The organism is Micromonospora sp. AMSO1212t, from assembly GCF_008868145.1.
GTDB classification, from domain to species: domain Bacteria; phylum Actinomycetota; class Actinomycetes; order Mycobacteriales; family Micromonosporaceae; genus Micromonospora; species Micromonospora tulbaghiae.
In genome coordinates this window covers 1-23,749 of the sequence record NZ_WBKS01000016.1, presented here as the reverse complement: position 1 = coordinate 23,749, position 23,749 = coordinate 1, and the positions used below count along the sequence as shown (strand labels likewise).

Here is a 23,749-nt window from a genome sequence, read left to right as displayed (position 1 = left end):
GTACGTTAGTGCCCTCGTCGACGGAGGGGGCACAGACGTGGAACACGCGATCCGCGCGGAGGGCCTGCGCAAGCGGTACGGGGACACGGACGCGCTGGACGGCTTCGACCTGCGGGTGCCACCGGGCACCGTGTGCGGGCTGCTCGGCCCGAACGGCGCCGGCAAGACCACAGCCGTACGCATCCTGGCCACACTGCTGCGCTTCGACGCCGGGCGGGCCGAGGTCGCCGGCTTCGACGTGGCGGGGCAGGCCGACCAGGTGCGCCACCGCATCGGCCTGGTCGGGCAGCACCCGGCGGTGGACGAGGCACTGAGCGGGCGGGAGAACCTGGTGATTTTCGGCCGGCTGTTCCACCTGGACCGGGCCGGGGCGAGACGGCGGGCGACCGAACTGCTCGACCGGTTCGGGCTCGCCGACGCCGGTGATCGGCCGGTACGCACGTACTCCGGTGGCATGCGCCGCCGCCTCGACCTGGCCGCCGGCATGATCCTCGCGCCGGCAGTGCTGTTCCTGGACGAGCCGACCACCGCGCTCGACCCGCGCGGGCGCAACGAGGTGTGGGAGGCGGTACGCGACCTGGTGCGCACCGGCACCACGGTGCTGCTCACCACGCAGTACCTGGACGAGGCCGACCAGCTCGCCGATCGCGTCTGCGTGCTCGACGCCGGCCGGGTGATCGCCGAGGGCACCCCTGACGCGCTCAAGTCCCGGCTCGGCGGCGACCGGATCGAACTGGTCGTACGCGACGCCGCCGACCTCGCCACCGCCGCCGGGCGGCTGCGTACGGTCGCCCGCGCCGAACCGGCGGTCGATCCGGACCGGCGGGCGGTCAGCGCCCAGGTCGGCGACCGGGCCGGCGCGCTGACCGAGGTGCTGCGCGCGCTCGACGCCGACGGCGTGACGGTGGCCGACGTGGCGCTGCGGCGACCCACACTGGACGAGGTGTTCCTCCAGCTCACCGGCGGGCCGTCCGCCGACCGGACCGGCGTGGAGGTGACCGCGTGACCGCGACGGTGACCCCGGCCCGGCGCCCGTCCCTGGCCGGTGACGGCCTGACGCTCACCGGGCGCGCGCTGGCGCACTGGCGGCGCGAGCCCGGCCCGCTGATCGGCTCGCTGGGCTTCGACATCCTGATGGTGCTGATGTTCGCGTACCTGTTCGGCGGCGCGCTCCAGGTACCGGGCGGCGGCAGCTACCGGGAGTTCCTGATGCCCGGCATGTTCGCCATGACCATGGTCTTCGGCATCAGCATGACCACCATGGCGGTGTCGGCGGACCTGGACCGCGGTGTCACCGACCGGCTGCGGTCCATGCCGGTGTCCCGGCTGGCCCCGCTGCTCGGCCGCGCGGTCGCCGACCTGATGTTCGCGGTGGTGACGCTCGCCGTCATGCTGGGCGTCGGCCTGGCCGTCGGGTGGCGGGCGCGCGGCGACCTCGGCGACACGCTCGCCGCGCTCGGGCTGATCCTGCTGCTGCGGTTCGCGCTGGTCTGGGTGGGCATCTTCCTCGGCCTGACCGTGAAGGGGCAGAGCGCGGTCACCGCCGTGCAGACGCTGGAGTTCCCGCTCGGCTTCCTGTCCAGCGCGTTCGTGGCGCCGTCCACAATGCCCGCGTGGCTGGGCGCGGTAGCCGAGTGGAATCCGCTGTCCGCGACCGTCGGGGCCACCCGGGAGCTGTTCGGCAACCCCGGCTGGGGCGGCGACTCTTGGGTGGCCGCGCATCACCCGCTGCTGGCGGTGCTGTGGCCGCTGGTGCTGGTCGCGGTGTTCCTGCCGCTGTCGCTGCGCCGCTACCGGGCGCTGAGCCGCTGAGCCGTACCCCCGGGGGCGGTGCACACTCCGCCCCCGGGGGTACGGTCACGGCCCGGTGAGCACGACCAGCTCGCCGGTGGCGCGGGTCATCGCGACGTACCGGTCCACCGCGCCGGCGACCCCGTCGCCGAACGCCTCCGGGTCGACCAGCACCACCAGGTCGAACTCCAGCCCCTTGGCCAGCACCGGGCTCAGCGAGCGGACCCGGTCCGTCGCCGGGAACGCCGGATCGCCGATGACGCACGCGAGGCCCTCGCTGTGGGCGGCGAGCCAGCCGTCCACCACCGCGCGCAGGTCGGCGCGGTCGCCGTACCGCAACGGGGCGCCGTCGCGGATGGACGTGGGCACGTTGGCGTCCGGGAGGACGGCCCGGATCACCGGCTCGGCCGCCGCCATCACCTGCGCCGGGGTGCGGTAGTTGACAGTCAGCGTCGCCACCTCGACCCGGTCGAACCCGGCCCGCGCCAGCCGCTGCGGCCACGACTCGGTGAACCCGTGCCGCGCCTGCGCCCGGTCACCGACCACTGTGAAGCTGCGCGACGGGCAGCGCGCCAGCAGCATCTGCCACTGCGCGTCGGTCAGCTCCTGCGCCTCGTCCACCACGACGTGCGCGAACGGCCCGGCCAGCAGGTCCGGATCGGCCACGCTCAACGCGCTGGAGTCGACCAGGCTGGTCCGCATGTCCTCGCCGTACAGCATTGTCATCAGACCCTCGCCGTCGTCGTAGGCGTGCGAGGCGATCAGGGCGTCGACCACCGTGTCCATCTCGACGCGCTGCGCGGCCAGCACCGCCTCGTCGCGGCGCCGCCGCAGCGACGCCTCCGGATCGCCGACCCGCCGCCGGGCCGCGTCCAGCCACGGCAGGTCCGCCACCGTCCAGGCCCGGGGGTCGGCCCGCCGCAGCGTACGGATCTCCTCGGCACTCAGCCAGGGGGCGCACCGGCGCAGGTAGGCCGGCACCGACCAGAGGTCGGCCACCACGTCGAGCGGGTCGAGCAGCGGCCACGCCCGGCCGAATGCCGTGACCAGTTCCCGGTCGCGCCCCAGCGCCCGGCGAACCGCCTCCCCCGGTTCGTCGCCCCGGTACTTCTCCACGAGGATCGTGAGCAGTTCCTCCCACACGTCGTCGCGGGCCTCGTTGTGCGGGACGCCCGGCCCGGCCGCCTCGAACGCCGTCGCCCAGTCGTCGGCGGTCAGCCGCAACTCGGCGTCCTCGACGCCGACCGTCAATACGGTCGTGGGCGGCTCCTCGTAGAACCGGACCGCGGCGTCGATCACCCGCACCAGGTCCGCCGACGCCTTGAGCCGGGCCACCTCCGGGTCGGCGTCGGGCGCCGCCGCCGCGCCCTCGGGCACCAGGTCAGCGAGCGTGCAGATCTGTACGTCCTCTTCGCCCAGGCTGGGCAGCACGTCGGAGACGTAGTTCAGGTACGGCTGGTGCGGGCCCACGACGAGCACGCCGCCCCGGCGCTCGCCCAGCCGCGGGTCGGCGTGCAGCAGGTACGCGGTGCGGTGCAGCGCCACCACCGTCTTGCCGGTGCCGGGGCCGCCGTCGACCACCAGCGCGCCCCGGGAACCGGCCCGGATGATCGCGTCCTGGTCGGCCTGGATGGTGCCGAGCACGTCGCGCATCCGCGCCGACCGGGTCGCGCCCAGGCTGGCGATGAACGCGGACTGGTCGTCCAGCGCGGCGTGCCCGGCCAGTCCGTCGGCGGTGAACACCTCGTCCCAGTAGTCGGTGATCCGGCCTCCGCTCCACCGGTACCGGCGGCGGCTGACCAGGCCCCTCGGGTCGGCGTGGGTCGCGCCGAAGAACGGCTCGGCGGCGGGGGAGCGCCAGTCCAGCAGCAGCCGGCCGCCCGCGCCGTCGGTCAGGCCGAGCCGGCCCACGTACACCGGGGCCGCGCCGTCCGCGCCGACCATCCGGCCCAGGCACAGGTCCAGGCCGTAACGGCGCAGCGTACGCAGGCGCGCGCTCAACCGGCGGACCTCCTGGTCCCGGTCGACCGCCTGCCGGCCCCGGCCGCCCGCGGCCCGGCGCGTCGCGTCGAGCCGGTCGGTCAGTTCGGCGATCGAGCGGCGCAGGCTGTCCGCGATGGCGGCGAAGTGCCGCTCGTCGGCGGCGATCAGGTCCGGGTCGGCCTTCGCCGACAGACGCTCGGGAAGATCGAAAACGCTCGTGGTGGGCAGGTTCAACTCGTCTCCGATCACGGGCACGGCCGAGCCTCCGCTCTTCGCGGCTCTTTCGAATGCCTCGGCAATGGGTTACGGCCGGCAATTGTGCGCCCTTACCCGGGTCTTGCGGCAAGACCGGGGGTGCGCTATATGTTGGTAGTGGCGGGAGAACCCGCCATTCTTTTTGCGCGAACAATTCTCGGGCCGCCCTTTCCGGCGTCCCGCCCACGGCCGGTGACCGGCGTGGCCGGTAGGATGACGGCACCATGTCGAAGGAGCGCCGGCGCAAGGCCGATCCCGCCCGCAGCCTGGCCCTTCTCTGGCGTACCCGGGAGCCGGCCAGCCGTGGCGCCGGTCCCGGCCTCAGCGTCGACCGGATCGTGCGCACCGCGATCGAGATCGCCGACGCCGAGGGCATCGACGCGCTCACCATGCGCCGGGTCAGCGAGGCGCTCGGCGTCGGGACCATGTCCGTCTACACGTACGTCCCGGGCAAGGCGGAACTGCTCGACGTCATGGTGGACACCGTCCTCGGTGACCTGCCGCGCCCGTCCGGCGTGCCGGGTGGCTGGCGGGGCCGGCTGGAACGCATCGCCCGCGACAACCTCGCGCTCTACCGGGCCCATCCGTGGCTGCTGCGCGCCGAGACGACCCGGCCGGTGCTCGGCCCGAACGTGCTCGCCAAGTACGACTACGAACTGCACGCGGTAGCGGACATCGGGCTCGACGACGTGGAGATGGACGCGGTTCTCACGCTCGTGCTGGGGCACGCCAAGAGCGCGGCCCGGGTCGCGCTGGACGTGGCCGAGCTGGAACGTGAGACCGGGATGACCGACGACCAGTGGTGGCAGACGCACGGCCCCTGGCTGGAGAAGTTCATGACCGCCGGCAGTTTTCCACTCGCCGCGCGGGTCGGGACCGCCGCCGGTATGGCGCACGGCGGGGCGTACGGGCCGGACCACGCCTTCGAGTTCGGTCTCCAGCGGGTGCTCGACGGCATCTCGGTGGTGGTGGCCGCCCGCGCCGCGGGTGAGCCGGAGCCCGGGAAGACCTTGTAATCCTACTAGTTAAGTAGGAAACTCTCTCCATCGATCGGCTCCGGCCGGTCGATCACCCCTCGCCTCCGGCTGCCCTCCGTCGCCCGCGCGTACCCGTAGGAGCCCTCATGAGCAACGCGCCCACGCCACCCGAACCGCCCACCGCAGGCACGTCCCGGCTCGCCTTCAGCGAGGACTGGGCCGCCACCGTCCTCGGCCTCGCGCTGCTGCTCCTGGTGCTGGCCGGCGCGATCCCCGCCGGGCTGGTGCCGTGATGGCCGCCGCCCCGGAACCCGCCGTCCGCAACACCGCCGCCGGGCCGTCCGCGGCCTCCACCGCGGACGCCCCGGCCGCCGCGACCCCGGTGGACCGACCCGCCGGTACGCCCGCGGTCGCTCCACCCCGGGCCGACCTGCGTACCGGCGCGTTCTGGGCCTGGACCGGCCTGGGCCTGCTGGTGGTGCTCGGTCTCGCCGCGCTCACCCGGTACCTCGAACAGAACGTGCCGGTCTGGGCCGAGGGCAGCGCGATCGAGGACGTGGCCGGCGCCGTCGAGTACCCGGTCTACGCGATCCTGCTCGGCCTGCTCGGCAACCTGGTCGTCACCGTGACCGGGCTGCGGGACCGGATCTCCGCCGCGTTCCGTACCGAGTTCTTCATCAAGACCGGTCTGGTGCTGCTCGGCGCCTCGATCAACCTCGCCGTCATCGGGAGCGCCGCCGGACCCGCCATCGCCCAGGCGCTGCTGCTGATCAGTGGCGTGTTCCTGTTCACCTGGTGGCTGGCCGGGCGGTTCGGCCTGGACGAGAAGCTGCGGGCGCTGCTCGCCTCGGCGGTGTCGATCTGCGGAGTCAGCGCCGCCATCGCCGCCGCCGGTGCGGTACGGGCCCGCCGGGAGCAGCTCGCGTACACGGCCAGCCTGGTCATCGCGTTCGCGCTGCCGTCGATCTTCCTGCTGCCGTGGCTGGCCGACGTGCTCGGCCTCTCCGACGCGGTCGCCGGCGCCTGGATCGGCGGCAACATCGACACCACCGCCGCCGTCACCGCGGCCGGCGCGCTCGCCGGTGAGGACGCGCTCCAGATCGCCAGCATCGTCAAGGTCACCCAGAACGCGCTGATGGGCGTGGTCGCGGTGGCCCTCACCGCGTACTTCGCGCTGCACGTGGAGCGCCGGCCGGACGCCCCGCGCCCCGGGCTCGGCGAGCTGTGGCGCCGGTTCCCGAAGTTCGTGCTCGGGTTCGTCGCCGCCTCGGTGATCGCCACCTGGTACCTCGACGCGGCGGGCGCGGACGGCAAGGCCACCATGGCCGTCGTCACCGACCTGCGGGTCTGGTTCCTGATCCTGGCGTTCGTCAGCATCGGCCTGGAGGTCCGCGTGTCGTCGCTGCGCGAGGCCGGCTGGCGGCCGGTGACCGTGTTCGCCGCCGCCACAGTGTTCAACCTGGTGCTGGCCCTCGGACTGGCGTCGGTGCTGTTCCACGGCTTCACGGTGTGACCCCACGCCCCCGTACACCTTGGAGGAACGCCGTGCCCGAGCCCGCCGACGTCCCGGTCGACGCCGACGCCGACGCGCTGCGGACGCTGCTGCGCCACCAGGCCAGCACCGTCACGGTGGTCACCGCCGCCGGTCCGCCCGCGGCCGGGTTCACGGCCACCTCGTTCACCGCGGTGTCGCTGCGGCCGCCGATCGTCTCGTTCTGCCTGGGCCTGGGCTCGTCGAGCTGGCCGGTGGTGTCCCGGGCCCGGCACGTCGGGGTGCACCTGCTCGGGCACGGCCAGCACGAGGTGGCCCGGAGGTTCGCCACCAGCGGGATCGACCGGTTCGCCGAGCCGACCCGCTGGCGGCCCGGCCCCGAGGGGGTGCCGGTCCTCGACGACACGCTGGCCTGGCTGCTGTGCCGGGTGGTGGACCGGGTGGTCGTCGGCGACCACGCGATCGTGCTGGCCGAACCGGAGCTGTTGCGGCACGCCGACGTCGGGTCGCCGCTGCTCTACCACCGGGGGCGGTACGCCGGCCTCGCCGGCACGACCGACCCCGGCGACCGCCGCTCCGCCGCCTGAGCGGCAGGGGACCGGGCGTCGCTATCGTGGCCGGGTGATCACCTGCGTCGTGCACTACACGATCGACCCCGCGAAGACCGAGGCGTTCGAGCGCTTCGCCCGCACCTGGATGCGGCTGGTGGCACGGCACGGCGGCGTGCACCACGGCTACTTCCTGCCTGCCGAGGGCGCCAGCGACCGGGCCGAGGCGCTGTTCAGCTTCGAGAGCCTGGCGGCGTACGAGCAGTACCGGGCCCGGTTCGGGGTGGACCCGGAGTTCGTCGCCGCCGACCGGATCCGCGACGAGTCGGGCTGCGTCCTGCGGTACGAGCGCACGTTCATGCGCCCGCTCCTGCCCACCGACTGACACCGGCGCGACCGGGCAGTGGGAGGCGCGGTCAGCCGGTGCGCGGCGAGTCCGGGGTCTGTGCGGCGGCGGCGTAGCGGCGGGCCAGGCGGGCGAACGCCTCCCGTAGCTCCGGCGGGCCGACCACCTCGATGTCGGCGTCGTAGCGGCCGAGCACGGCGGCCAGCCCGGGCCACGACCAGGCGCCGAGCACCAGCCGGCAGCGGTCCGGGCCCAGTTCCTCGACGATCCCGTCGCGGGTCCACGCAGAGACCGTCCGGGCGGGCAGGTCGAGGATCACCTCGCCCCGGCAGGGCCAGTCGCCCGGGCCGGTGCCGCCCTTGAACCGGCCGGCGACGTACGCGGCCACGTCCCCGCCGGGCAGCTCACGGGGCGTGAACCGGGGGCCGGTGGGCGTACGCGGGCTGATCCGGTCGACCCGGAACGTGCGCCAGTCGTCGCGGTCGAGGTCCCAGGCGACGAGGTACCAGCGCCCACCCCAGGTGACGAGGTGGTGCGGCTGCACCCGGCGCGGCGGCCGGTTCGGATCCGGCGGCGCGGCGGACACCGACTCGTAGTCGAAGCGCAACTCCTCGCGGGCGTGCACGGCGGCGCTCAACGTCATCAGCAGCGCCGGTTCCACCCGGTGCCGGGCGGGCGTACCGGCGCGTTGCACGTCGACCACCCGCAGCCCGTCCACCCGGTGCCGCAGCCGCGCCGGCATCACCTGCCGCACCGTGGTCAGCGCCCGCGCCGCCGCCTCCTCGATGCCGGTCACGCCGCTGGCGGCGGTCTGCAACGCCACGGTGAGCGCGACGGCCTGCTCGTCGTCGAAGAGCAGCGGCGGCAGCGCGGAACCGGCGCCCAGCCGGTAGCCGCCGTCCGGCCCCTTGGCGCTCTCGATCGGATAGCCCAGCTCGCGCAGCCGGTCGACGTCGCGGCGCACGGTACGCGGGCTGACCCGCAGCCGTTCGGCGAGCAGCGATCCCGGCCAGTCCCGTCGCGCCTGCAACAGGGACAGCAGCGAGAGCAGTCGGGCGGAAGTCTTCGGCACGACACGCATTCTGCCGCGAGAAGAGGACACTTTCTGACCGCTATGCCTGCGAGGGTGGACCCGTACCGATCAGGACCGGAAGGAACCGATGACGATGACCGGCACCACCACGACCCCCACCACCCTCGACGCCGAGCGGGCCGACCTGCTGGCCGAGCTCGCCGACGCCCGGAACATGCTGATCAACGCGGTGCGCGGCCTCACCGACGAGCAGGCCGGGCAGAAGCCGACAGTCAGCGCGCTCTGCCTCGGCGGCCTGATCAAGCACGTCGCGTCCACCGAGGAGGCGTGGCTGCGGTTCGTGGTCGAGGGCCCCTCGGCGATGTCCTTCGCCCTGCCCGAGGGCGTCACCTGGGAGGACTTCATGTCCGGCCAGGCCCGCGAGCTGCCGCAGTGGGCGATCGACCGGGGACGGGACTTCCAGATGCTGCCCGAGGACACGCTGCCGGCGATCCTCGACCGGTACGCCCGCATCGCCGCGCGTACCGAGGAGATCGTCGCCGGCGTCGAGGACCTGTCGGCGACCTGGCCGGTGCCGGACGCGCCGTGGAACGAGCCGGGCTCGGTCCGCAGCGTCCGGCGGGCGCTGATCCACGTCATCGCCGAGACCACGCAGCACGCCGGGCACGCGGACATCCTGCGCGAGAGCATCGACGGGCAGACCACCACCTGAGCCGGCCGGGGGACCGCGGCCATGACAGTGCTCGGCCAGCGCGCGCTCAACCGGGCGACGCTCGCCCGGCAACTGCTGCTCGACCGCGCCGGCCTGCCGGTGGCCGGCGCGGTCGCGCACCTGTGCGGACCGCAGGCCCAGGAGCCGCAGGAACCGTGCGCCGGGCTCTGGTCACGGCTGCGGTCCTTCGACCCGGTGGTGCTGTCGGACCTGCTGGCGCGCCGCCGACTGGTGCGGTGCTCTCGCTGGCGCCGACCCCACGGGCGCCGTGGCGCGGGCTGTGGCGCAGCACGGTCGGCGGCCGGGCCGGCCCTGAGTCACCGAGCTTCACCAGCGGCGGCGCCTCATCCGACCGTGAGTGCCAGCTTCCCGACGTAGTGATCACCCAGGGCGCGGTGTGCATCCTGGACCCGCTCCAACGGGAAGGCCCGGGCGACGTGGACCTCGAAGGAGCCCGCCTCGATGATCGCGTTCAGCCGATCGGTGGCGGCGCGGCTTCGATCGCCGTCGTAGTGGGACACCGGCGCGCCCGGCGACGACGCGAGCGCGGGCAGGACGCCGTTCGGCCAGGCGATCCGCCCCGAGTTCCGGATCGCGTGAAGAGCGCGTTCGGCGGTTCCGCCGCCCACTGTGACCAGAGCCGCGTCCAGTCCGCCCGGTGCGAACTCCAGCGCTGCGGCCGGCACATCGTCCCTGCGGCCGTCGACCGCGTCGTCGGCGCCCAGTCGCCGGGCCAGGGCGACGCCGTCGTCACCGGAGGCCACTGCCAGGACCCGGATGCCACGATGCCGCGCCAGTTGCACGGCCATGTGCCCGATGCCCCCGCTGGCGCCGAAGACCATGAGCGTCTCGTCCGGCCGCAGGCCGAGCAGGTCGAGGCCGCTCAGCGCGGTCAGGGCGTCCCAGGCCATCGCGCCGGCCTGTCCGGTCGGCATCCGGTCGGGCACGCGCGCGACGAACTCCGCCTCGACGACGGCGTACTCGGCGTAGAAGCCGCCGCGCGGCACCGGCATCGTCGCGGCGTAGACACGCTCGCCCACCTCGAACCGGGTGACGTCGCGTCCGACAGCGGCCACCGTGCCCGCGCCGTCCCAGCCGAGGACGTAGGGGAAGCTCGACGCGACACCGAAGACCCCGTCGTATTCCCCCTCCCGCTCGCCCGCGTCCCAGGACCCGACCCCTGCGGACTCCACCCGGATGAGGACGTCGTCGGCGCCGACCTCCGGAAGCGGTATCCGGCGCGACGAGAGCTCGCCGACTCCACCGAACCGATCCAGGACGACCGCGTTCATCCGCGGCCCCGGGACCGCGCCGCGCGCTGTGTGCTCGGCTCTGCCGTCCATCTGACCTCCCCGTTGCTTGAGTTAATCAAGGATCAGTGGAGCACAAGTATTTGAGCGAATCAAGCATCTGCTCTAGGCTGGGTGCCATGGCACTGCCCAGCGGACCCGTGACCGCCTCGTCCGATGCGGAGGCCGCGTTGTTCGACCTGGTCGACGTATACGACCGTGCCTACGAGGCGGCCGCGGCCGAGCTGTCGCTGAGCCCGGCCCAGGCATGTGTGCTCGGACGACTCGACGAGCGACGCGGCATGGGCGCCCTGGCCGAGGAACTGGGCTGTGACGCCTCCAACATCACCCAGATCGTGGTGCGGCTCGAAGCGCTCGGCCTCGTCACCCGTGAACCGAATCCCCGGGACCGCCGCGCGCGGCTCGTGGCGCGAACTCCCCGAGGCGATGAGATCTACCATCGGTTCGCCGCCGCCTTCACCTTCGCCCGCTCGGCGGTCGGGCGACTGACACCCCAGGAACAGGACCAGCTGACGGCGCTGCTGCGCAAAGCTCTGGGCTGACCCCGCCCTCAGGAGCGCGTCGCGCGGCCCATCCGGGTGACCGCCTCGGTGAGCACGGCGGGGGAGGTGGCGAAGTTGAGCCGCACGAAGCCGGCGCCACCGGCGCCGAAGACGTGCCCGGAGCTGAGCGCCACCCGGGCCCGGTCGAGGAACATCCGCGCCGGACCGGCCAGGTCGCTCGCCACCCCCGGTCCGTCGCCCGCCTCCGTGGGCACGCCGAGGCGCCGGCAGTCCAGCCAGGCCAGGTACGTGCCCTCGGGCGGCCGCCACGACACGGTGGGCAGGTGCTCGGCCAGCAGCGACCCGAGCAGCGCCCGGTTCGCGTCCAGGCCGTCGAGCAGCCGGTCCAGCCACGGACCGCCGGCCCGGAACGCGGCGGTGTGCGCGAGCACCCCGAGGTGACTGGGACCGTGGCTGACCTCCTCCGGCATCCGGGCCAGGTCGTCCGCCGCGTCCGGCCCGGCAACCGCCAGCGCCGCCTTCAGCCCGGCCAGGTTCCACGCCTTCGACGCCGACACCAGCGCGAACGCGTTCTGGGCGCCCGGCACAGTCAGGTACGGAGTGAACCGCGCGCCGGGCAGCGCCAGCGGCGAGTGGATCTCGTCGGCCACCACCCGTACGCCGTGCCGGTCGGCCAGCGCGGCGACCGTGGCCAGCTCGTCGGGCCGGTGGACCACACCGGTCGGGTTGTGCGGGTTGCAGAGCAGGAACGCCGGCCGGTCGCCGATCGCGCGGGCACGCCGGAACGCCTCCTCCAGCGCGGCCGGGTCGAGCCGCTGGTCCGCGCCGAGCGGCGCCTCGAGGATCTGCCGCCCGGCGTTGGTGACGAACGCGTAGAACGGCGGGTAGACCGGGGGAGTGACCACCACCGCGTCACCAGGGTCGGTGACCAGGCGCAGCACCTCGACCGTACCCATCATCACATCCGGTACGAGCGTGGTGCGGCCGACCGGGAAGTCGGCCCAGTCCCACCGCTGCGCGGCGAACCCGCCGACCGCCTCGGCGTACGCGGTGCCGTACGAGTAGCCGGTGTCGCCCAGCTCGACGGCCCGGCGCAGCGCCTCGGCCACCGGCGGCGCCAGCGGCACGTCCTGCTCGGCGACCCACAGCGGCAGCACGTCCGGCGGGTACAGCCGCCACTTCACGCTGGTGCGCTGCCGGAGCTGGTCGAGCGTGAGCTGGGTGAGCGGGTTGCCGTCGTCGGCGGAAACGACCATGCGGCCCACCCTAGGCGCGCCCTACCATCGCGCGGTGGCCCACCCGACGTACCCGCTGACCACGCCCCGGCTGCTGCTGCGCCCGGTCACGCCAGGTGACCTGGACGACGTGCACGCCTGGCAGCGCCGCCCGGACGTGGTCCGCTGGATGCGCGGAGCCCGGCCGCGTACCCGGGAGGAGTCGCGGTCGTCGGTCGCGGCGATGGCGGCGGAGGACGCGCTGCGCGCGGAGGGCGACTGCCTGACCCTGGCAGTGGTCGGCGACGCCCGGGTGATCGGCGCGGTGGAGCTGGTCTGGCGCAGCCGGGTCGACAGCACCGCCGAGCTGGGGTATGTCTTCCACCCCGCTCACGGTGGCCGAGGGCTGGCCACGGAGGCGGCCGGCGCGCTGCTGGACTGGGGTTTCGGCGAGTTCGGACTGCACCGGGTGATGGCCCGCTGCCACGCGGACAACGAGCCGTCGGCGCGCCTGATGGCCCGGCTCGGAATGCGGCGGGAGGCGCGGCACGTGCGCAGCTACCGGTTCCGCGGCGAGTGGGCCGACCAGCTCGTCTACGCGATCCTGGCCGACGAGTGGCGGTCCGGCGCGGGCTGAGCGATGCGGCTCAGCCCACGACGACCGGGTTGCCGATCCGGATCTCGCCGGTGGTCAGCGGCACGAGCCGGATGCCGAACCAGGTCTTCCCGTCGTGGCGCCGGTGCCGGGCCAGGGTGCGGATCGGCTCCTTCCCGCTGGCCAGGGTCTCCGGGTCGATGAGCGTCACGGCGCAGCGGTCGCAGCGTTCGGAGACCCGGAAGTCCACGGCGCCGACGCGTACCCGGCTCCAGCCGTCCTCGGCGAACGGCGCGAACGGCCCGTCCAGCACCACCGTCGGCCGGAACCGGGCCATCGCCAGCGGCTCCGGCGCGGGCTCGCCGCGTTCCAGCGCGCCCTCGACGATCCAGTCCCGCAGCCGCCGCAGCGACGGCAGTGTGGCCACCAGCAGCGGTCCGGCGTCGGACAGGTTCAGCGGATCGCCGGGCCCGCCGCCGTGCTCGGCCGACATCGGCCGGCGGCGCGGGTCGTCCAGCCAGGCCAGCCGCACCGGCCGGCCCAGCCGCGCGGAGAGCCAGTCGTGGGCCTCGTCGGCGGCGAGCCGGACCGTGTCCAGCCGGGACACGTCGGTGGCGACCGGCGGCCCGTCGACCGGTTCGGCGACTGTGAGCGACGACCCGTCGCGGGTGGTGAGCGTGATCGACCCGGGACCGGGGGCGGCGGTCAGGCCGAGCAGCGCCGGCAGGGCGGTCGAGCCCAGTTTGCCGCCGTCGGGGCGCAGCACCACCCAGCGGCGGTCGTGACGCAACCCCCACGGCTCGACGTCGGCGCGGTCGACGTCGACGCCGCCCAGGGACTTGACCGGGTACAGGTGGGCCGAGACGAGCCGCGTCACCACACCCTCAGCCGATCTTCGGGGTGGCGCGGTCGATGATCGCGGCGAGGTCCAGCCCGCCCGGCAGCGTCCCGTACGCCTGACCGTGGTCGCCGTCGAGCCGGGACGCGCAGAACGCGTCGGCGACCGCCGGGTGTCCGTGGCGCACCAGCAGCGCGCCCTGGAGCACCAGCGCGAGCCGCTCCACCACCCGCCGGGCGCGCAGCTCCAGGTCGGTGTGGTCGGCCAGTTCGTCGCGCACCCGGCGCACCGCGGCGTCCAGCCGTGCGTCCGCGCCGGCCGCGGCGGCCACCTCCGCCTCGTACGCGGCGAGCACCTGCGGTTCCCGGGTGAGCGCGCGCAGCACGTCGAGCGCGGCGACGTTGCCGGAGCCCTCCCAGATCGAGTTCAGCGGCGACTCGCGGAACAGCCGCGGCATGCCGGACTCCTCGACGTAGCCGTTGCCGCCCAGGCACTCCAGCGCCTCGGCGGCGTGCCCCGGCCAGCGCTTGCACACCCAGTACTTGCCGACTGCGAGGGCGAGGCGCTTGAACGCGGTCTCGCCGTCGTCGCCGCGCGCCGACCGGTCGGTCGCCCCGGCCAGCCGCATCATCAGCACGGTGGCGGCCTCGGACTCGACGGCCAGGTCGGCCAGCACGTTGCGCATCAGCGGCTGGTCGGCCAGGTAGTTGCCGAACGCGCGCCGGTGGGTGGCGTGGTGCACGGCTGTGGTCACGCCGTGGCGCATCCCGGCGGCGGCGCCGATCACGCAGTCCAGCCGGGTCAGGTTGACCATGTCGATGATGGTGCGGACGCCCCGGCCCTCGTCGCCGACGCGCCACGCCACCGCGTGCTCGTACTCGACCTCGGCGGAGGCGTTGGAGCGGTTGCCGAGCTTGTCCTTGAGCCGCATCAGCCGCATCGGGTTGCGTTCACCGTCGGGCAGCACCCGGGGGACCAGGAAGCAGGTGAGGCCGCCGGGCGCCTGGGCGAGCGTCAGGAACAGATCGCACATCGGCGCCGAGGTGAACCACTTGTGCCCGACGAGCCGGTAGCTGCCGTCCGGCTCGGGCCGGGCCGTGGTGGTGTTGGCGCGGACGTCCGAGCCGCCCTGCTTCTCGGTCATCGACATGCCGGCGAGCAGCCCGCGCTTGGTCTGCGGCGGGCGCAGCCCGAAGTCGTACTCGCGGCTGGTGAGCAGCGGCTCGTAGCGGGCGGCCAGGTCCGGGCTGTGCCGCAGCGCGGGCACCGCCGCGTATGTCATCGAGATCGGGCAGCCGTGCCCGGCGTCGGGCCGCCACAGGTAGAAGCCGGCAGCCCGGGCCACGTGCGCGCCCGGCCGGTCGTCGGCCCACGGCGCGGCGTGCAGGCCGTGCCCGACGGCGGTACGCATCAGCTCGTGCCAGGACGGGTGGAACTCCACCTCGTCGATCCGGTGGCCGTACCGGTCGTGGGTGCGCAGCACCGGCGGGTGTTCGTTGGCGAGCCGCCCGTGTTCGGCGGCCTCCTGGCCACCGGCGAGCCGGCCCAGCTCGTGCAACCCGGGCAGCGCCCAGCCGGCGCCCTCGCGGGCCACGCCGTCGCACAGCGCCGGGTCGTCGGCGGTGTCGTGGCCGACCATCGGCGGGACCTGGTTGACGACCTCGTGTGTGGTCACGGCGGCAACTCCCAGCGCAGGTGGCGGATCAGGTCGGGGCCCGGATTGAACCACCGTTCACTCCGCACCGGCAAGCACTCGACGACAAGTCAATTTGGCTGGATTCGTTTGACATGATCCGGCTCGGAGAGAAGACTCGCCGAAACTTTCTTTTGTCCGGGAAGTCGCTAGGGGGGCCTGTGTCCAGGAAGAAGCTCGGCGCGCTCGGCGCCGCACTCACGCTGACCGTCGGCGTCCTGTCCGGATGCACCGGAGGCGAGGCGGTCGACGTCGGTGGCGGGGGGAACGCCGGCGGCGCCGGTGGTGTCCTCAACGCCGCGATCGGCGGCGAGCCGGACCAGCTCGACCCGCACAAGACCTCGGCCTACTACAGCTTCCAGGTGCTGGAGAACGTCTACGACACACTCGTCGAGCCGGACGCCGACCTGAAGATGGTGCCGTCGCTGGCGACCAAGTGGACCACCAGCGCCGACCAGCTCACCTGGACCTTCACGCTGCGCGAGGGCGTCAAGTTCTCCGACGGGTCGCCGCTGACCTCCGAGGACGTCGTCTACTCGTTCGAGCGGATCATCAAGGAGAAGCTGAACAACGCGTACAAGTTCGCCACCGTCAAGTCGGTCACCGGGCCGGACCCGGCCACCGTGGTGGTGACGCTGAGCGCGCCCACCCCGAACCTGCTGGCGAACCTCGGCGGGTTCAAGGGCGTGGCGATCGTCGAGAAGTCCAACGTGGAGTCCGGCACGGTGAAGACCGCACCGGTCGGCAGCGGCCCGTTCAAGGTGGCCGGCTACACCTCCGGCGACAGCGTCAAGCTGGTGCGCAACGACTCCTACTGGGGTGAGAAGCCGAAGCTGGACGGCGTCACGTTCACCTTCGTCAAGGACCCCACTGTGGCGCTGCAGAACCTGCGCAGCGGTCAGGTGCAGTGGACCGACAACCTGCCGCCCCAGCAGGTGAAGTCGTTGCAGGACGGCGACGACCCGGTGGTGAGGTCGGCGCCGTCGACCGACTACTGGTACGTGGCGCTCAACGAGGCCCGCAAGCCGTTCGACAACCCCGAGGTGCGGCGGGCGATCGGGTACGCGCTCGACCGTGAGGCGATCACCAAGGCGGCGAAGTTCGGGCTGGCCACCGTCAACCAGACCGCCATCCCGAAGGCCAGCGCGTTCTACTACGACTACGCGCCCTACAGCCACGACCCGGGCAAGGCGAAGCAGATGCTCGGCCAGGCCGGCGTCGGCAACCTGACCATGGACCTGATGGTCACCAGCGAGTACCCGGAGACGGTCACCGCCGCGCAGGTCATCGCCGCGCAGCTCAAGGCCGTCGGCATCACCGTCAAGATCCGTACGCTGGACTTCGCCCAGTGGCTCGACGAGCAGGCCAAGGGCAACTTCGACGGGTTCATGCTCGGCTGGCTCGGCAACATCGACCCGGACGAGTTCTACTACGCCCAGCACCACAGCGGCGGCACGTTCAACTTCCACAAGTACAAGAACCCGGCGGTGGACAAGCTGCTGGACGACGCGCGCACCCAGACCGACCAGGGCGCCCGCAAGCAGGCGTACGAGCAGGCCGCGAAGCAGATCGTCGACGACGCCAGCTACCTCTACCTCTACAACCCGGACGTGGTGCAGGGCTGGTCGAAGAAGGTGTCCGGCTACGAGGTGCGCACCGATCGGGCGATCCGGTTCCGGTCGGTCGCCCTGGCCAAGTGATGGCCCGCTTCGTCCTGCGGCGGGTACTCCAGTCGGCGGTCGTACTGGTCGGCGTGACCCTTGTGGTGTTCCTGCTGCTGCAACTGGTGCCGGGCGACCCGGTCCGAGTGGCGCTCGGCACCCGGTTCGACCCGCAGACGTACGAGGCGCTGCGGGAGCGCGCCGGCCTCGACCAGCCGCTGCCCGTGCAGTACGCCAGCTACCTCGGGCACGCGCTCACCGGTGACCTGGGAGTCAGCTTCCGCACCGGCCAGCCGGTGAGCCAGATCGTGCTGGAGCGGCTGCCCGCCACGCTGTCGCTCGCCGTCACCGCTGTGGTGTTCGCGCTGCTCGTCGCGTTCCCGCTGGGCATCGTCGCGGCGGTACGCAGCGGCTCCGCCGTCGACCACGCGGCCCGCGTGTTCAGCCAGTTCGGCGTCTCCGTGCCGGACTTCTGGATGGGCATCATGGGCATCCTGCTGTTCGCCGGGGTGCTCGGCTGGCTACCCCCGTCGGGTTACGTGGCGCTGACCGACGACCCCGGCCGGTGGGCCACCCACGTGGCGCTGCCGGCGGTCACCGTCGGCCTGGTCACCGCGTCGATCCTCACCCGGTTCATCCGCTCCTCGGTGCTGGAGGTGCTCTCCGCCGACTACGTGCGCACCGCCGAGGCGAAAGGGCTGCGCAGCCGGGTGGTGATCCTGCGGCACGTGCTGCGCAACGCGCTGATCCCGGTCGTCACGGTGGTCGCGGTGCAGCTGGCCAGCCTGCTCGGCGGCGTCATCGTGATCGAGGTGCTGTTCGCCTGGCCCGGCATCGGCCGGCTCACCTTCGACGCCGTGCAGGCCCGCGACTATCCCGTCCTGCAGGGCGCGGTGCTGCTCGTCGCGGCGCTGTTCCTGCTGGTCAACCTGCTGGTGGACATCCTCTACGCCCGCCTCGACCCGAGGATCACGGTCAAGTGAGCGCCACGACCGAGAGCACCGGCCGCCGCGTCCTCGACGCGCTGCGCCGCGACCCGCTCGCCGTCGGCGGCACGATCGTGCTCGTGCTGCTGGTCGTGGTGGGCGTGGCCGGCCCGTGGCTGGCCCCGGCCGGCGTCAACGACGTCGACGTGGACCAGATGCTGCGCCCACCCAGCGGCGCGCACCCGTTCGGCACCGACGAGTTGGGCCGCGACGTGCTCAGCCGGGTGCTCGTCGCCGCCCGCGTGTCACTCCAGGTCGGCGCGGTCAGCGTCGGCATCGCGCTGGTCGCCGGGGTGACGCTCGGACTGTTCGCCGGCTACTACCGGGGCTGGTTGGACAGCGTGCTCATGCGCTGCATGGACGTGCTGTTCGCGTTCCCGGTGCTGCTGCTGGCGGTGGCCATCGTGGCGGTGCTCGGCCCCGGCCTGCTCACCGCCATGGTCGCCATCGGCGTGGTCTACACGCCCATCTTCGCCCGGATCACCCGCGCCGGCGTGCTGTCCGTGCGCGAGCAGGTGTTTGTTCGGGCCGCCGTCTCCATCGGCGCGTCCGACGTGCGCATCATGCGCCGGCACGTGCTGCCGAACATCGCCGCGCCGCTGATCGTGCAGACGTCGCTGTCGCTGGCGTTCGCGATCCTCTCCGAGGCCGCGCTGTCCTTCCTCGGCCTGGGCATCCAGCCGCCCGCGCCGGCCTGGGGGCGGATGCTGTTCGACGGGCGCGGCTTCGTCACCGACGCGTGGTGGCTGGGTGTGTTCCCGGGCGCGGCGATCTTCCTCACCGTGCTGGCGTTCAACCTGGTCGGCGACGCGTTGCGGGACGTGCTCGACCCGCGGCAGCTCACCCTCGGCGAGGCACGCAGGAGCACCACATGAGCCATACGACAGTGCTGTCCGTGGACGACCTGACCGTCACCGTCGGCACCCGCCGTGGCCCGGTCCGCGCCGTCGCCGGGGTGTCCTGGCAGGTGCGGCCGGGGGAGACGTTCGCCCTCGTCGGCGAGTCCGGCAGCGGCAAGAGCATGACACTGCTCGCCGCCACCGGCCTCGCCCCGCGGGCCGCGACCGTCACCGGCCGGGTGCGGCTGCTCGACACCGAGCTGACCGCGCTGCCCGACGACCGTCGCCGCAAGGTACGCGGCCGGCACGTCGGGTTCGTCTTCCAGGATCCGATGACCTCGCTCAACCCGGTGCTGCCGGTGGGCCGGCAGGTCACCGAGGCGGCCGAGGAGCACCTCGGACTGACCCGCCGGGCCGCCCGCGACCGGGCGGTGGAGCTGCTGGAACTGGTGGGCATTCCGTCCGCGGCGCGGCGCGTCGACGCGTACCCGCACCAGTTCTCCGGCGGCATGCGCCAGCGCGTCGCCATCGCCATGGCGCTCGCCTGCGAGCCGGACCTGCTGATCGCCGACGAGCCGACCACGGCGCTCGACGTCACCACGCAGGCGCAGATCATCGAACTGGTCGCCGACCTCCAGGCCCGGCTCGGCACAGCCGTCGTCTGGGTCACCCACGACCTGGGAGTGGTGGCCGGCATCGCCGACACCGTGGCGGTCATGTACGGAGGGCGGATCGTCGAGCAGGGCCCGGTCGACGCGGTGTTCGACGCGCCCACGCACCCGTACACCCGGGCGCTGCTGGCGGCCCGGCCGGACCCGTCCCGCCGGGGCGAGGACCTCGTGGCCATTCCCGGTTCGCCGCCGAGCCCGCTGGACCTGCCCCCGGGCTGCGCGTTCTGGCCGCGCTGCCCGGTCCGCGCCGATCCCCGCTGCGAGCACGAGCTGCCTCCGCTGACGACGGTCGGCGACGGGCACACGGTCCGCACCTTCTACCGTGGAGAGGCCGGATGAGCGCCGACACCCCGGACGTGGTCGCCGAGCTGGACGACCTGAAGGTGCACTTCCCGACCCCGGCCGGCACGGTCCGCGCGGTGGACGGCGTCAGTCTCGCCGTACGTCGGGGCGAGACGCTCGGGCTGGTCGGTGAGTCGGGCAGCGGCAAGTCCACCGCCGGTCTGGCGTTGCTGCGGCTGGTCGACCCGACCGCCGGGCGGGTCCGGGTGGCGGGCGCGGACGTGACCCTCTGGTCGCGCCGCCGTCTGCGTGCGACGCGCCGCCACGTCGCGATGGTGTTCCAGGATCCGCAGGCGTCGCTCGATCCACGCCGGACGGTCGGCGACAGCATCGCCGAGCCGCTGATCGTGCACCGGCTCGCCGCGTCCACAGCCGCCCGGCGGGCCCGGGTCGCGGAGCTGCTGGACCTGGTCGGCCTGCGCGCCGACACGGCGGGCCGGTATCCGCACGAGCTGTCCGGCGGCCAGCGCCAGCGGGTCGGTGTGGCCCGGGCCCTGGCCGGCGAACCGGACCTGATCGTCCTGGACGAGCCGATCGCCTCGCTCGACCTGAGCGTCCAGGCACAGATCATGAACCTGCTCCGGCACCTGCAACGCGACCTCGGGCTGACCTACCTGTTCATCGCGCACGACCTGGCCGCCGTCGAGCACATGAGCGACCGGATCGCGGTGATGTACCTGGGCCGCATCGTCGAGACCGGCCCACCCGAGCGGATCTACCGGCACCCGGCGCACCCCTACACGGCCGCGCTGCTGTCGGCGGTGCCGGTGGCCGATCCGCGCGTCGAGCGGGAGCGCCGCCGGATCGTGCTCACCGGCGACATCCCCAGCCCGGTGGACCCGCCGAGCGGCTGCCGTTTCCGTACCCGATGCCCCCAGGCCCGCCCCGCGTGCGCCGAGACCGATCCGGCGCTCGCCGAGGTCGGTCCGGGCCACGACGCCGCGTGCCTGTTCCCGCTCGACGGGGAGCGCGACGGCGGCGTGGGGGAGGGCGCGACGACGCGCGCCGACGCGGCCGGCACGGCGTAGGCTCACCGCCGATGACGTTCACCACCCGGCCGACGCTGCGGGGCACGTTCGGCATGGTCTCCTCCACGCACTGGCTCGCCAGCCAGTCCGCGATGGGCGTGCTGGAACGCGGCGGCAACGCGTTCGACGCCGCTGTGGCCGCCGGGTTCGTGCTGCACGTCGTGGAGCCGCACCTCAACGGTCCGGCCGGCGAGGTGCCCGCGATCCTCGCCACCGCGACCGACCCCACGCCGCGGGTGCTGTGCGGTCAGGGCCCGGCCCCGGCCGCCGCCACCGTCGCGCACTTCCGCTCGCTCGGCCTGGGCCTCGTGCCCGGCGCCGGCCCGCTCGCCGCCGTGGTGCCGGGCGCTGTCGACGCCTGGCTGCTGCTGTTGCGCGACCACGGCACCCGCACGCTCGCCGAGGTGCTCGAACCGGCGATCGGCTACGCCGCCGCCGGCCACCCGCTCGTCGGCGCCGCCGGGCAGACGGTCGCGCGGGTCCGGTCGCTGTTCACCGACCACTGGCCGACCTCCGCGCGCCTCTGGCTCCGCCACGGCCGCCCGCCCGCGCCGGGGGAGATGGTCACCAACCCGGCGTACGCGGACACGCTGCGCCGCCTCGTCGACGCCGGACGGGCCGCCGGTACGGACCGGGAGGCGCAGATCGAGGCCGCCCGGCGCGCCTGGCGGGAGGGTTTCGTCGCCGAGGCGATCGACGCGTTCAGCCGGCTGCCGTTGCGCGACTCCAGCGGGCGCGCCCACGCCGGGCTGGTCACCGGCGACGACATGGCCCGCTGGTCGGCCACCTGGGAGGAACCGGTCACGCTGGACTGGCACGGGCACACGGTCGCCAAGACCGGCTTCTGGGGCCAGGGCCCGGTGCTGCTGCAGACGCTCTCGATCCTGGACGCGCTCGACGACCCGGCGGTCTACGATCCGTCCGGTCTGGACGGCGTCCACGCGCAGGCCGAGGCGCTGAAGCTCGCCTTCGCCGACCGGGAGGCCTGGTACGGCGACACCGACGTCCCGGGCTCCGCGCTGCTGTCGGCCGGTTACGCCCGTTCGCGGGCCGCGCTGGTCGGCGACCGCGCCGACACGTCGCTGCGCCCCGGGAGCCCGGCGGGAGCGCCGCCCCGGCTGCCGTCCCACCTGCGTGCCCACGCCGCCGGGCGGGCCGTCCCGCAGGACCCGAGCACCGGCGAACCCACGGTACGGGCCGACGGCGTGACCCGCGGCGACACCTGCCACGTCGACGTGGTGGACCGGTGGGGCAACATCATCTCCGCCACGCCCAGCGGTGGCTGGTTGCAGAGTTCACCCGCCATCCCGGAGCTGGGCTTCCCGCTCGGCAGCCGGCTGCAGATGTGCTGGCTGGAGGAGGGGCTCGCCTCGACGCTGCGGCCGGGCCGGCGTCCGCGTACCACGCTCAGCCCGACGCTGGTGCTGCGCGACGGCGAGCCGGTGATGGCGTGCGGCACGCCGGGCGGGGACCAGCAGGACCAGTGGCAGTTGCTGTTTCTGCTGCGGCACCTGGCCGGCGGGCAGGAGTTGCAGGAGGCGATCGACGCCCCCACGTGGCACACGACGAGCTTTCCGGCGTCGTTCTATCCGCGCGAGGTCGAGCCGGGCGTGCTGGTGCTGGAGGACCGGATCGACGGCGACGTGCTGGCGGGCCTGCGTGCCCGCGGGCACACCGTGCGCCTGTCCGACCCGTGGAGCCTGGGCCGCATGTGCGCGGTGACCCGCGACCCGGCTACCGGAGTCCTCTCCGCCGCGGCGAACCCCCGAGGCGCCCAGGGCTACGCCACCGGCCGCTGACCCACCCGGCCCCCTTCCGCGTTGATCTTGCACTTGTGGCCCCGGCGTAACTGGCATAACGGGCGTTCGTCGGGCCGAAACTGCAAGATCGCCGGGGAGAGGGGCAGGGCGGGGGCGGGTCAGTCGTTGATCCGGGTTATGTTGCGGATCTTGTTGGCGGCGTCGAGGGCGGCCACCTTGTACGCCTCCGCGAGCGTCGGGTAGTTGAAGACCGCGTCCAGCAGGTAGTCGACTGTGCCGCCGCAGCCCATCACGGCCTGCCCGATGTGGACGATCTCGGTGGCGCCGGTGCCGAACACGTGCACGCCGAGCAGCCGGCCGTCCTCGGGCGAGACGAGCAGTTTCAGCATGCCGTACGAGTCGCCGACGATCTGCCCCCGGGCCAGCTCCCGGTAGCGGGCGATGCCCACCTCGAACGGGACGGACGCCTCGGTCAGATCCTCCTCGGTCTTCCCGACGAAGCTGATCTCCGGAATGGTGTAGATGCCGATCGGTTGCAGGTCCGACATGCCGCGCGCCGGTTCCCCGCAGGCGTGCTGGGCGGCCAGCCGGCCCTGTTCCATCGAGGTGGACGCCAGCGCGGGGAAGCCAATCACGTCGCCGACGGCGTAGATGTTGTCGACGGCGGTGCGGTAGTCGGCGTCGACGGTGATCCGGCCCCGGTGGTCGGCGGTGAGCCCGGCCGCCTCCAGCGCGAGGTCGTCGGTCTGCCCCTGCCGGCCGGCCGAGTACATCACCGTGTCCGCGACGATCTTCTTGCCGCTGCGCAGGACGCAGAGCGCGGCGCTGCGGTGCTTCTCCACGGCGGCCACCTCCTCGCCGAAGCGGAAGGTCACCGACAGGTCCCGCAGGTGGTACTTCAGCGATTCGACGATCTCCTCGTCGCAGAAGTCGAGCATCCGGGGGCGGCGCTCGACCACTGTCACCTTGGTGCCGAGCGCGGCGAACAGGGACGCGTACTCCATGCCGATCACCCCGGCGCCGACCACGACCATGCTGCGCGGGACTGCCTGGAGGTTGATCACGCCGTCGGAGTCGACGATCGTCCGGTCGTCGACTCCGACGGCGTGATCAACCTCCAGGCAGTCCCGCGCAGCATGGTCGTGGTCGGCGCCGGGGTGATCGGCATGGAG

Annotated in this window: 24 protein-coding genes; 17 read left to right on the top strand and 7 right to left on the bottom strand. The window is 73.5% G+C overall.

The window, feature by feature from the left end; genetic code table 11:
- The first annotated feature begins 37 nt into the window (after positions 1-37).
- Together F8279_RS07130 and F8279_RS07125 are read left to right on the top strand one after the other, a co-directional pair.
- Entirely contained in the window at positions 38-1,006 is a 969-nt protein-coding gene (locus tag F8279_RS07130; protein ID WP_151499438.1) for an ATP-binding cassette domain-containing protein, read from the top strand.
- Positions 1,003-1,812, top strand: coding sequence for an ABC transporter permease (locus F8279_RS07125; protein WP_151499437.1), 810 nt, complete (start codon positions 1,003-1,005; stop codon positions 1,810-1,812). Before F8279_RS07130 ends, F8279_RS07125 begins: the two co-directional genes overlap by 4 nt.
- Before the next feature lie 45 nt (positions 1,813-1,857).
- Here the strand turns inward: F8279_RS07125 and helR are convergent, their stop codons facing one another.
- Positions 1,858-4,029 (bottom strand): RNA polymerase recycling motor ATPase HelR, encoded by a 2,172-nt coding sequence (gene helR / locus F8279_RS07120; RefSeq protein WP_151499436.1) that lies wholly within the window; start codon positions 4,027-4,029, stop codon positions 1,858-1,860.
- 224 nt (positions 4,030-4,253) lie between these two features.
- Between helR and F8279_RS07115 the strand changes: the two genes are divergently transcribed.
- From F8279_RS07115 to F8279_RS07100, 5 genes are all read left to right on the top strand, one after another.
- Positions 4,254-5,045 carry a TetR/AcrR family transcriptional regulator gene (locus F8279_RS07115; protein ID WP_151499435.1) on the top strand — a complete coding sequence of 264 codons (792 nt, stop codon included), beginning with the start codon at positions 4,254-4,256 and terminating at the stop codon, positions 5,043-5,045.
- Positions 5,046-5,152: 107 nt separating this feature from the next.
- The gene (locus F8279_RS30215) at positions 5,153-5,299 is read left to right on the top strand and encodes a hypothetical protein (RefSeq protein WP_162959099.1); all 147 of its coding nucleotides are present in this window, start codon (positions 5,153-5,155) and stop codon (positions 5,297-5,299) included.
- Entirely contained in the window at positions 5,299-6,519 is a 1,221-nt protein-coding gene (locus tag F8279_RS07110; protein WP_151499434.1) for a YeiH family protein, read from the top strand. The genes F8279_RS30215 and F8279_RS07110 overlap by 1 nt, the downstream gene beginning before the upstream one ends.
- Before the next feature lie 32 nt (positions 6,520-6,551).
- Complete coding sequence (locus F8279_RS07105; RefSeq protein WP_151499433.1) at positions 6,552-7,085, top strand: flavin reductase family protein; 534 nt, start codon at positions 6,552-6,554, stop codon at positions 7,083-7,085.
- A gap of 34 nt (positions 7,086-7,119) precedes the next feature.
- The gene (locus tag F8279_RS07100; RefSeq protein WP_091426996.1) at positions 7,120-7,431 is read left to right on the top strand and encodes an NIPSNAP family protein; all 312 of its coding nucleotides are present in this window, start codon (positions 7,120-7,122) and stop codon (positions 7,429-7,431) included.
- 31 nt (positions 7,432-7,462) lie between these two features.
- Here F8279_RS07100 and F8279_RS07095 read toward each other — a convergent pair whose 3' ends face one another.
- Positions 7,463-8,473 carry a YafY family protein gene (locus F8279_RS07095; RefSeq protein WP_091426995.1) on the bottom strand — a complete coding sequence of 337 codons (1,011 nt, stop codon included), beginning with the start codon at positions 8,471-8,473 and terminating at the stop codon, positions 7,463-7,465.
- Between the two features lie 79 nt (positions 8,474-8,552).
- Here F8279_RS07095 and F8279_RS07090 point away from each other — a divergent pair, with 79 nt between their 5' ends.
- Positions 8,553-9,137, top strand: a complete 585-nt coding sequence (locus F8279_RS07090) for a DinB family protein (RefSeq protein ID WP_225853172.1) — start codon at positions 8,553-8,555, stop codon at positions 9,135-9,137.
- A gap of 21 nt (positions 9,138-9,158) precedes the next feature.
- Positions 9,159-9,515 (top strand): crosslink repair DNA glycosylase YcaQ family protein, encoded by a 357-nt coding sequence (locus F8279_RS30520; RefSeq protein WP_225853171.1) that lies wholly within the window; start codon positions 9,159-9,161, stop codon positions 9,513-9,515.
- On the opposite strand, the gene F8279_RS07080 is transcribed toward F8279_RS30520, so the two are convergent.
- On the bottom strand, positions 9,482-10,480 hold the full coding sequence (locus F8279_RS07080) for an NADP-dependent oxidoreductase (protein WP_225853170.1): 999 nt from the start codon (positions 10,478-10,480) through the stop codon (positions 9,482-9,484). The two genes, F8279_RS30520 and F8279_RS07080, sit on opposite strands and share 34 nt — an antisense overlap.
- Positions 10,481-10,566: 86 nt before the next feature.
- Between F8279_RS07080 and F8279_RS07075 the strand changes: the two genes are divergently transcribed.
- On the top strand, positions 10,567-10,989 hold the full coding sequence (locus F8279_RS07075) for a MarR family winged helix-turn-helix transcriptional regulator (RefSeq protein WP_091426993.1): 423 nt from the start codon (positions 10,567-10,569) through the stop codon (positions 10,987-10,989).
- 8 nt (positions 10,990-10,997) lie between these two features.
- Here F8279_RS07075 and F8279_RS07070 read toward each other — a convergent pair whose 3' ends face one another.
- On the bottom strand, positions 10,998-12,206 hold the full coding sequence (locus F8279_RS07070) for a MalY/PatB family protein (RefSeq protein ID WP_151499432.1): 1,209 nt from the start codon (positions 12,204-12,206) through the stop codon (positions 10,998-11,000).
- A 34-nt stretch (positions 12,207-12,240) separates the two neighbouring features.
- On the opposite strand from F8279_RS07070, the gene F8279_RS07065 reads away from it, so the two are divergent.
- Complete coding sequence (locus F8279_RS07065; protein WP_151499431.1) at positions 12,241-12,801, top strand: GNAT family N-acetyltransferase; 561 nt, start codon at positions 12,241-12,243, stop codon at positions 12,799-12,801.
- Positions 12,802-12,811: 10 nt separating this feature from the next.
- Here F8279_RS07065 and F8279_RS07060 read toward each other — a convergent pair whose 3' ends face one another.
- On the bottom strand, positions 12,812-13,639 hold the full coding sequence (locus tag F8279_RS07060) for an MOSC domain-containing protein (protein ID WP_091426992.1): 828 nt from the start codon (positions 13,637-13,639) through the stop codon (positions 12,812-12,814).
- A gap of 4 nt (positions 13,640-13,643) precedes the next feature.
- Entirely contained in the window at positions 13,644-15,272 is a 1,629-nt protein-coding gene (locus F8279_RS07055; protein ID WP_091426991.1) for an isovaleryl-CoA dehydrogenase, read from the bottom strand.
- Between the two features lie 179 nt (positions 15,273-15,451).
- Between F8279_RS07055 and F8279_RS07050 the strand changes: the two genes are divergently transcribed.
- The 6 genes from F8279_RS07050 to F8279_RS07025 are packed head-to-tail and all read left to right on the top strand — an operon-like array spanning position 15,452 to position 22,616.
- Positions 15,452-16,990, top strand: a complete 1,539-nt coding sequence (locus F8279_RS07050; RefSeq protein ID WP_151499430.1) for an ABC transporter substrate-binding protein — start codon at positions 15,452-15,454, stop codon at positions 16,988-16,990.
- Positions 16,990-17,934, top strand: coding sequence for an ABC transporter permease (locus F8279_RS07045; RefSeq protein ID WP_091426989.1), 945 nt, complete (start codon positions 16,990-16,992; stop codon positions 17,932-17,934). The genes F8279_RS07050 and F8279_RS07045 overlap by 1 nt, the downstream gene beginning before the upstream one ends.
- Positions 17,931-18,812 carry an ABC transporter permease gene (locus tag F8279_RS07040; protein ID WP_091426988.1) on the top strand — a complete coding sequence of 294 codons (882 nt, stop codon included), beginning with the start codon at positions 17,931-17,933 and terminating at the stop codon, positions 18,810-18,812. Before F8279_RS07045 ends, F8279_RS07040 begins: the two co-directional genes overlap by 4 nt.
- Positions 18,809-19,786, top strand: a complete 978-nt coding sequence (locus F8279_RS07035; protein WP_091426987.1) for an ABC transporter ATP-binding protein — start codon at positions 18,809-18,811, stop codon at positions 19,784-19,786. Before F8279_RS07040 ends, F8279_RS07035 begins: the two co-directional genes overlap by 4 nt.
- Positions 19,783-20,817: an ABC transporter ATP-binding protein gene (locus tag F8279_RS07030; protein ID WP_091426986.1), complete on the top strand. Its 1,035-nt coding sequence runs from the start codon at positions 19,783-19,785 to the stop codon at positions 20,815-20,817. Before F8279_RS07035 ends, F8279_RS07030 begins: the two co-directional genes overlap by 4 nt.
- Positions 20,818-20,828: 11 nt before the next feature.
- Positions 20,829-22,616 (top strand): gamma-glutamyltransferase family protein, encoded by a 1,788-nt coding sequence (locus F8279_RS07025; RefSeq protein ID WP_091426985.1) that lies wholly within the window; start codon positions 20,829-20,831, stop codon positions 22,614-22,616.
- Positions 22,617-22,735: 119 nt separating this feature from the next.
- Here F8279_RS07025 and sthA read toward each other — a convergent pair.
- Positions 22,736-23,749: Si-specific NAD(P)(+) transhydrogenase (sthA, locus tag F8279_RS07020; protein ID WP_225853169.1), on the bottom strand; the 1,014-nt coding region annotated here is incomplete at its 5' end.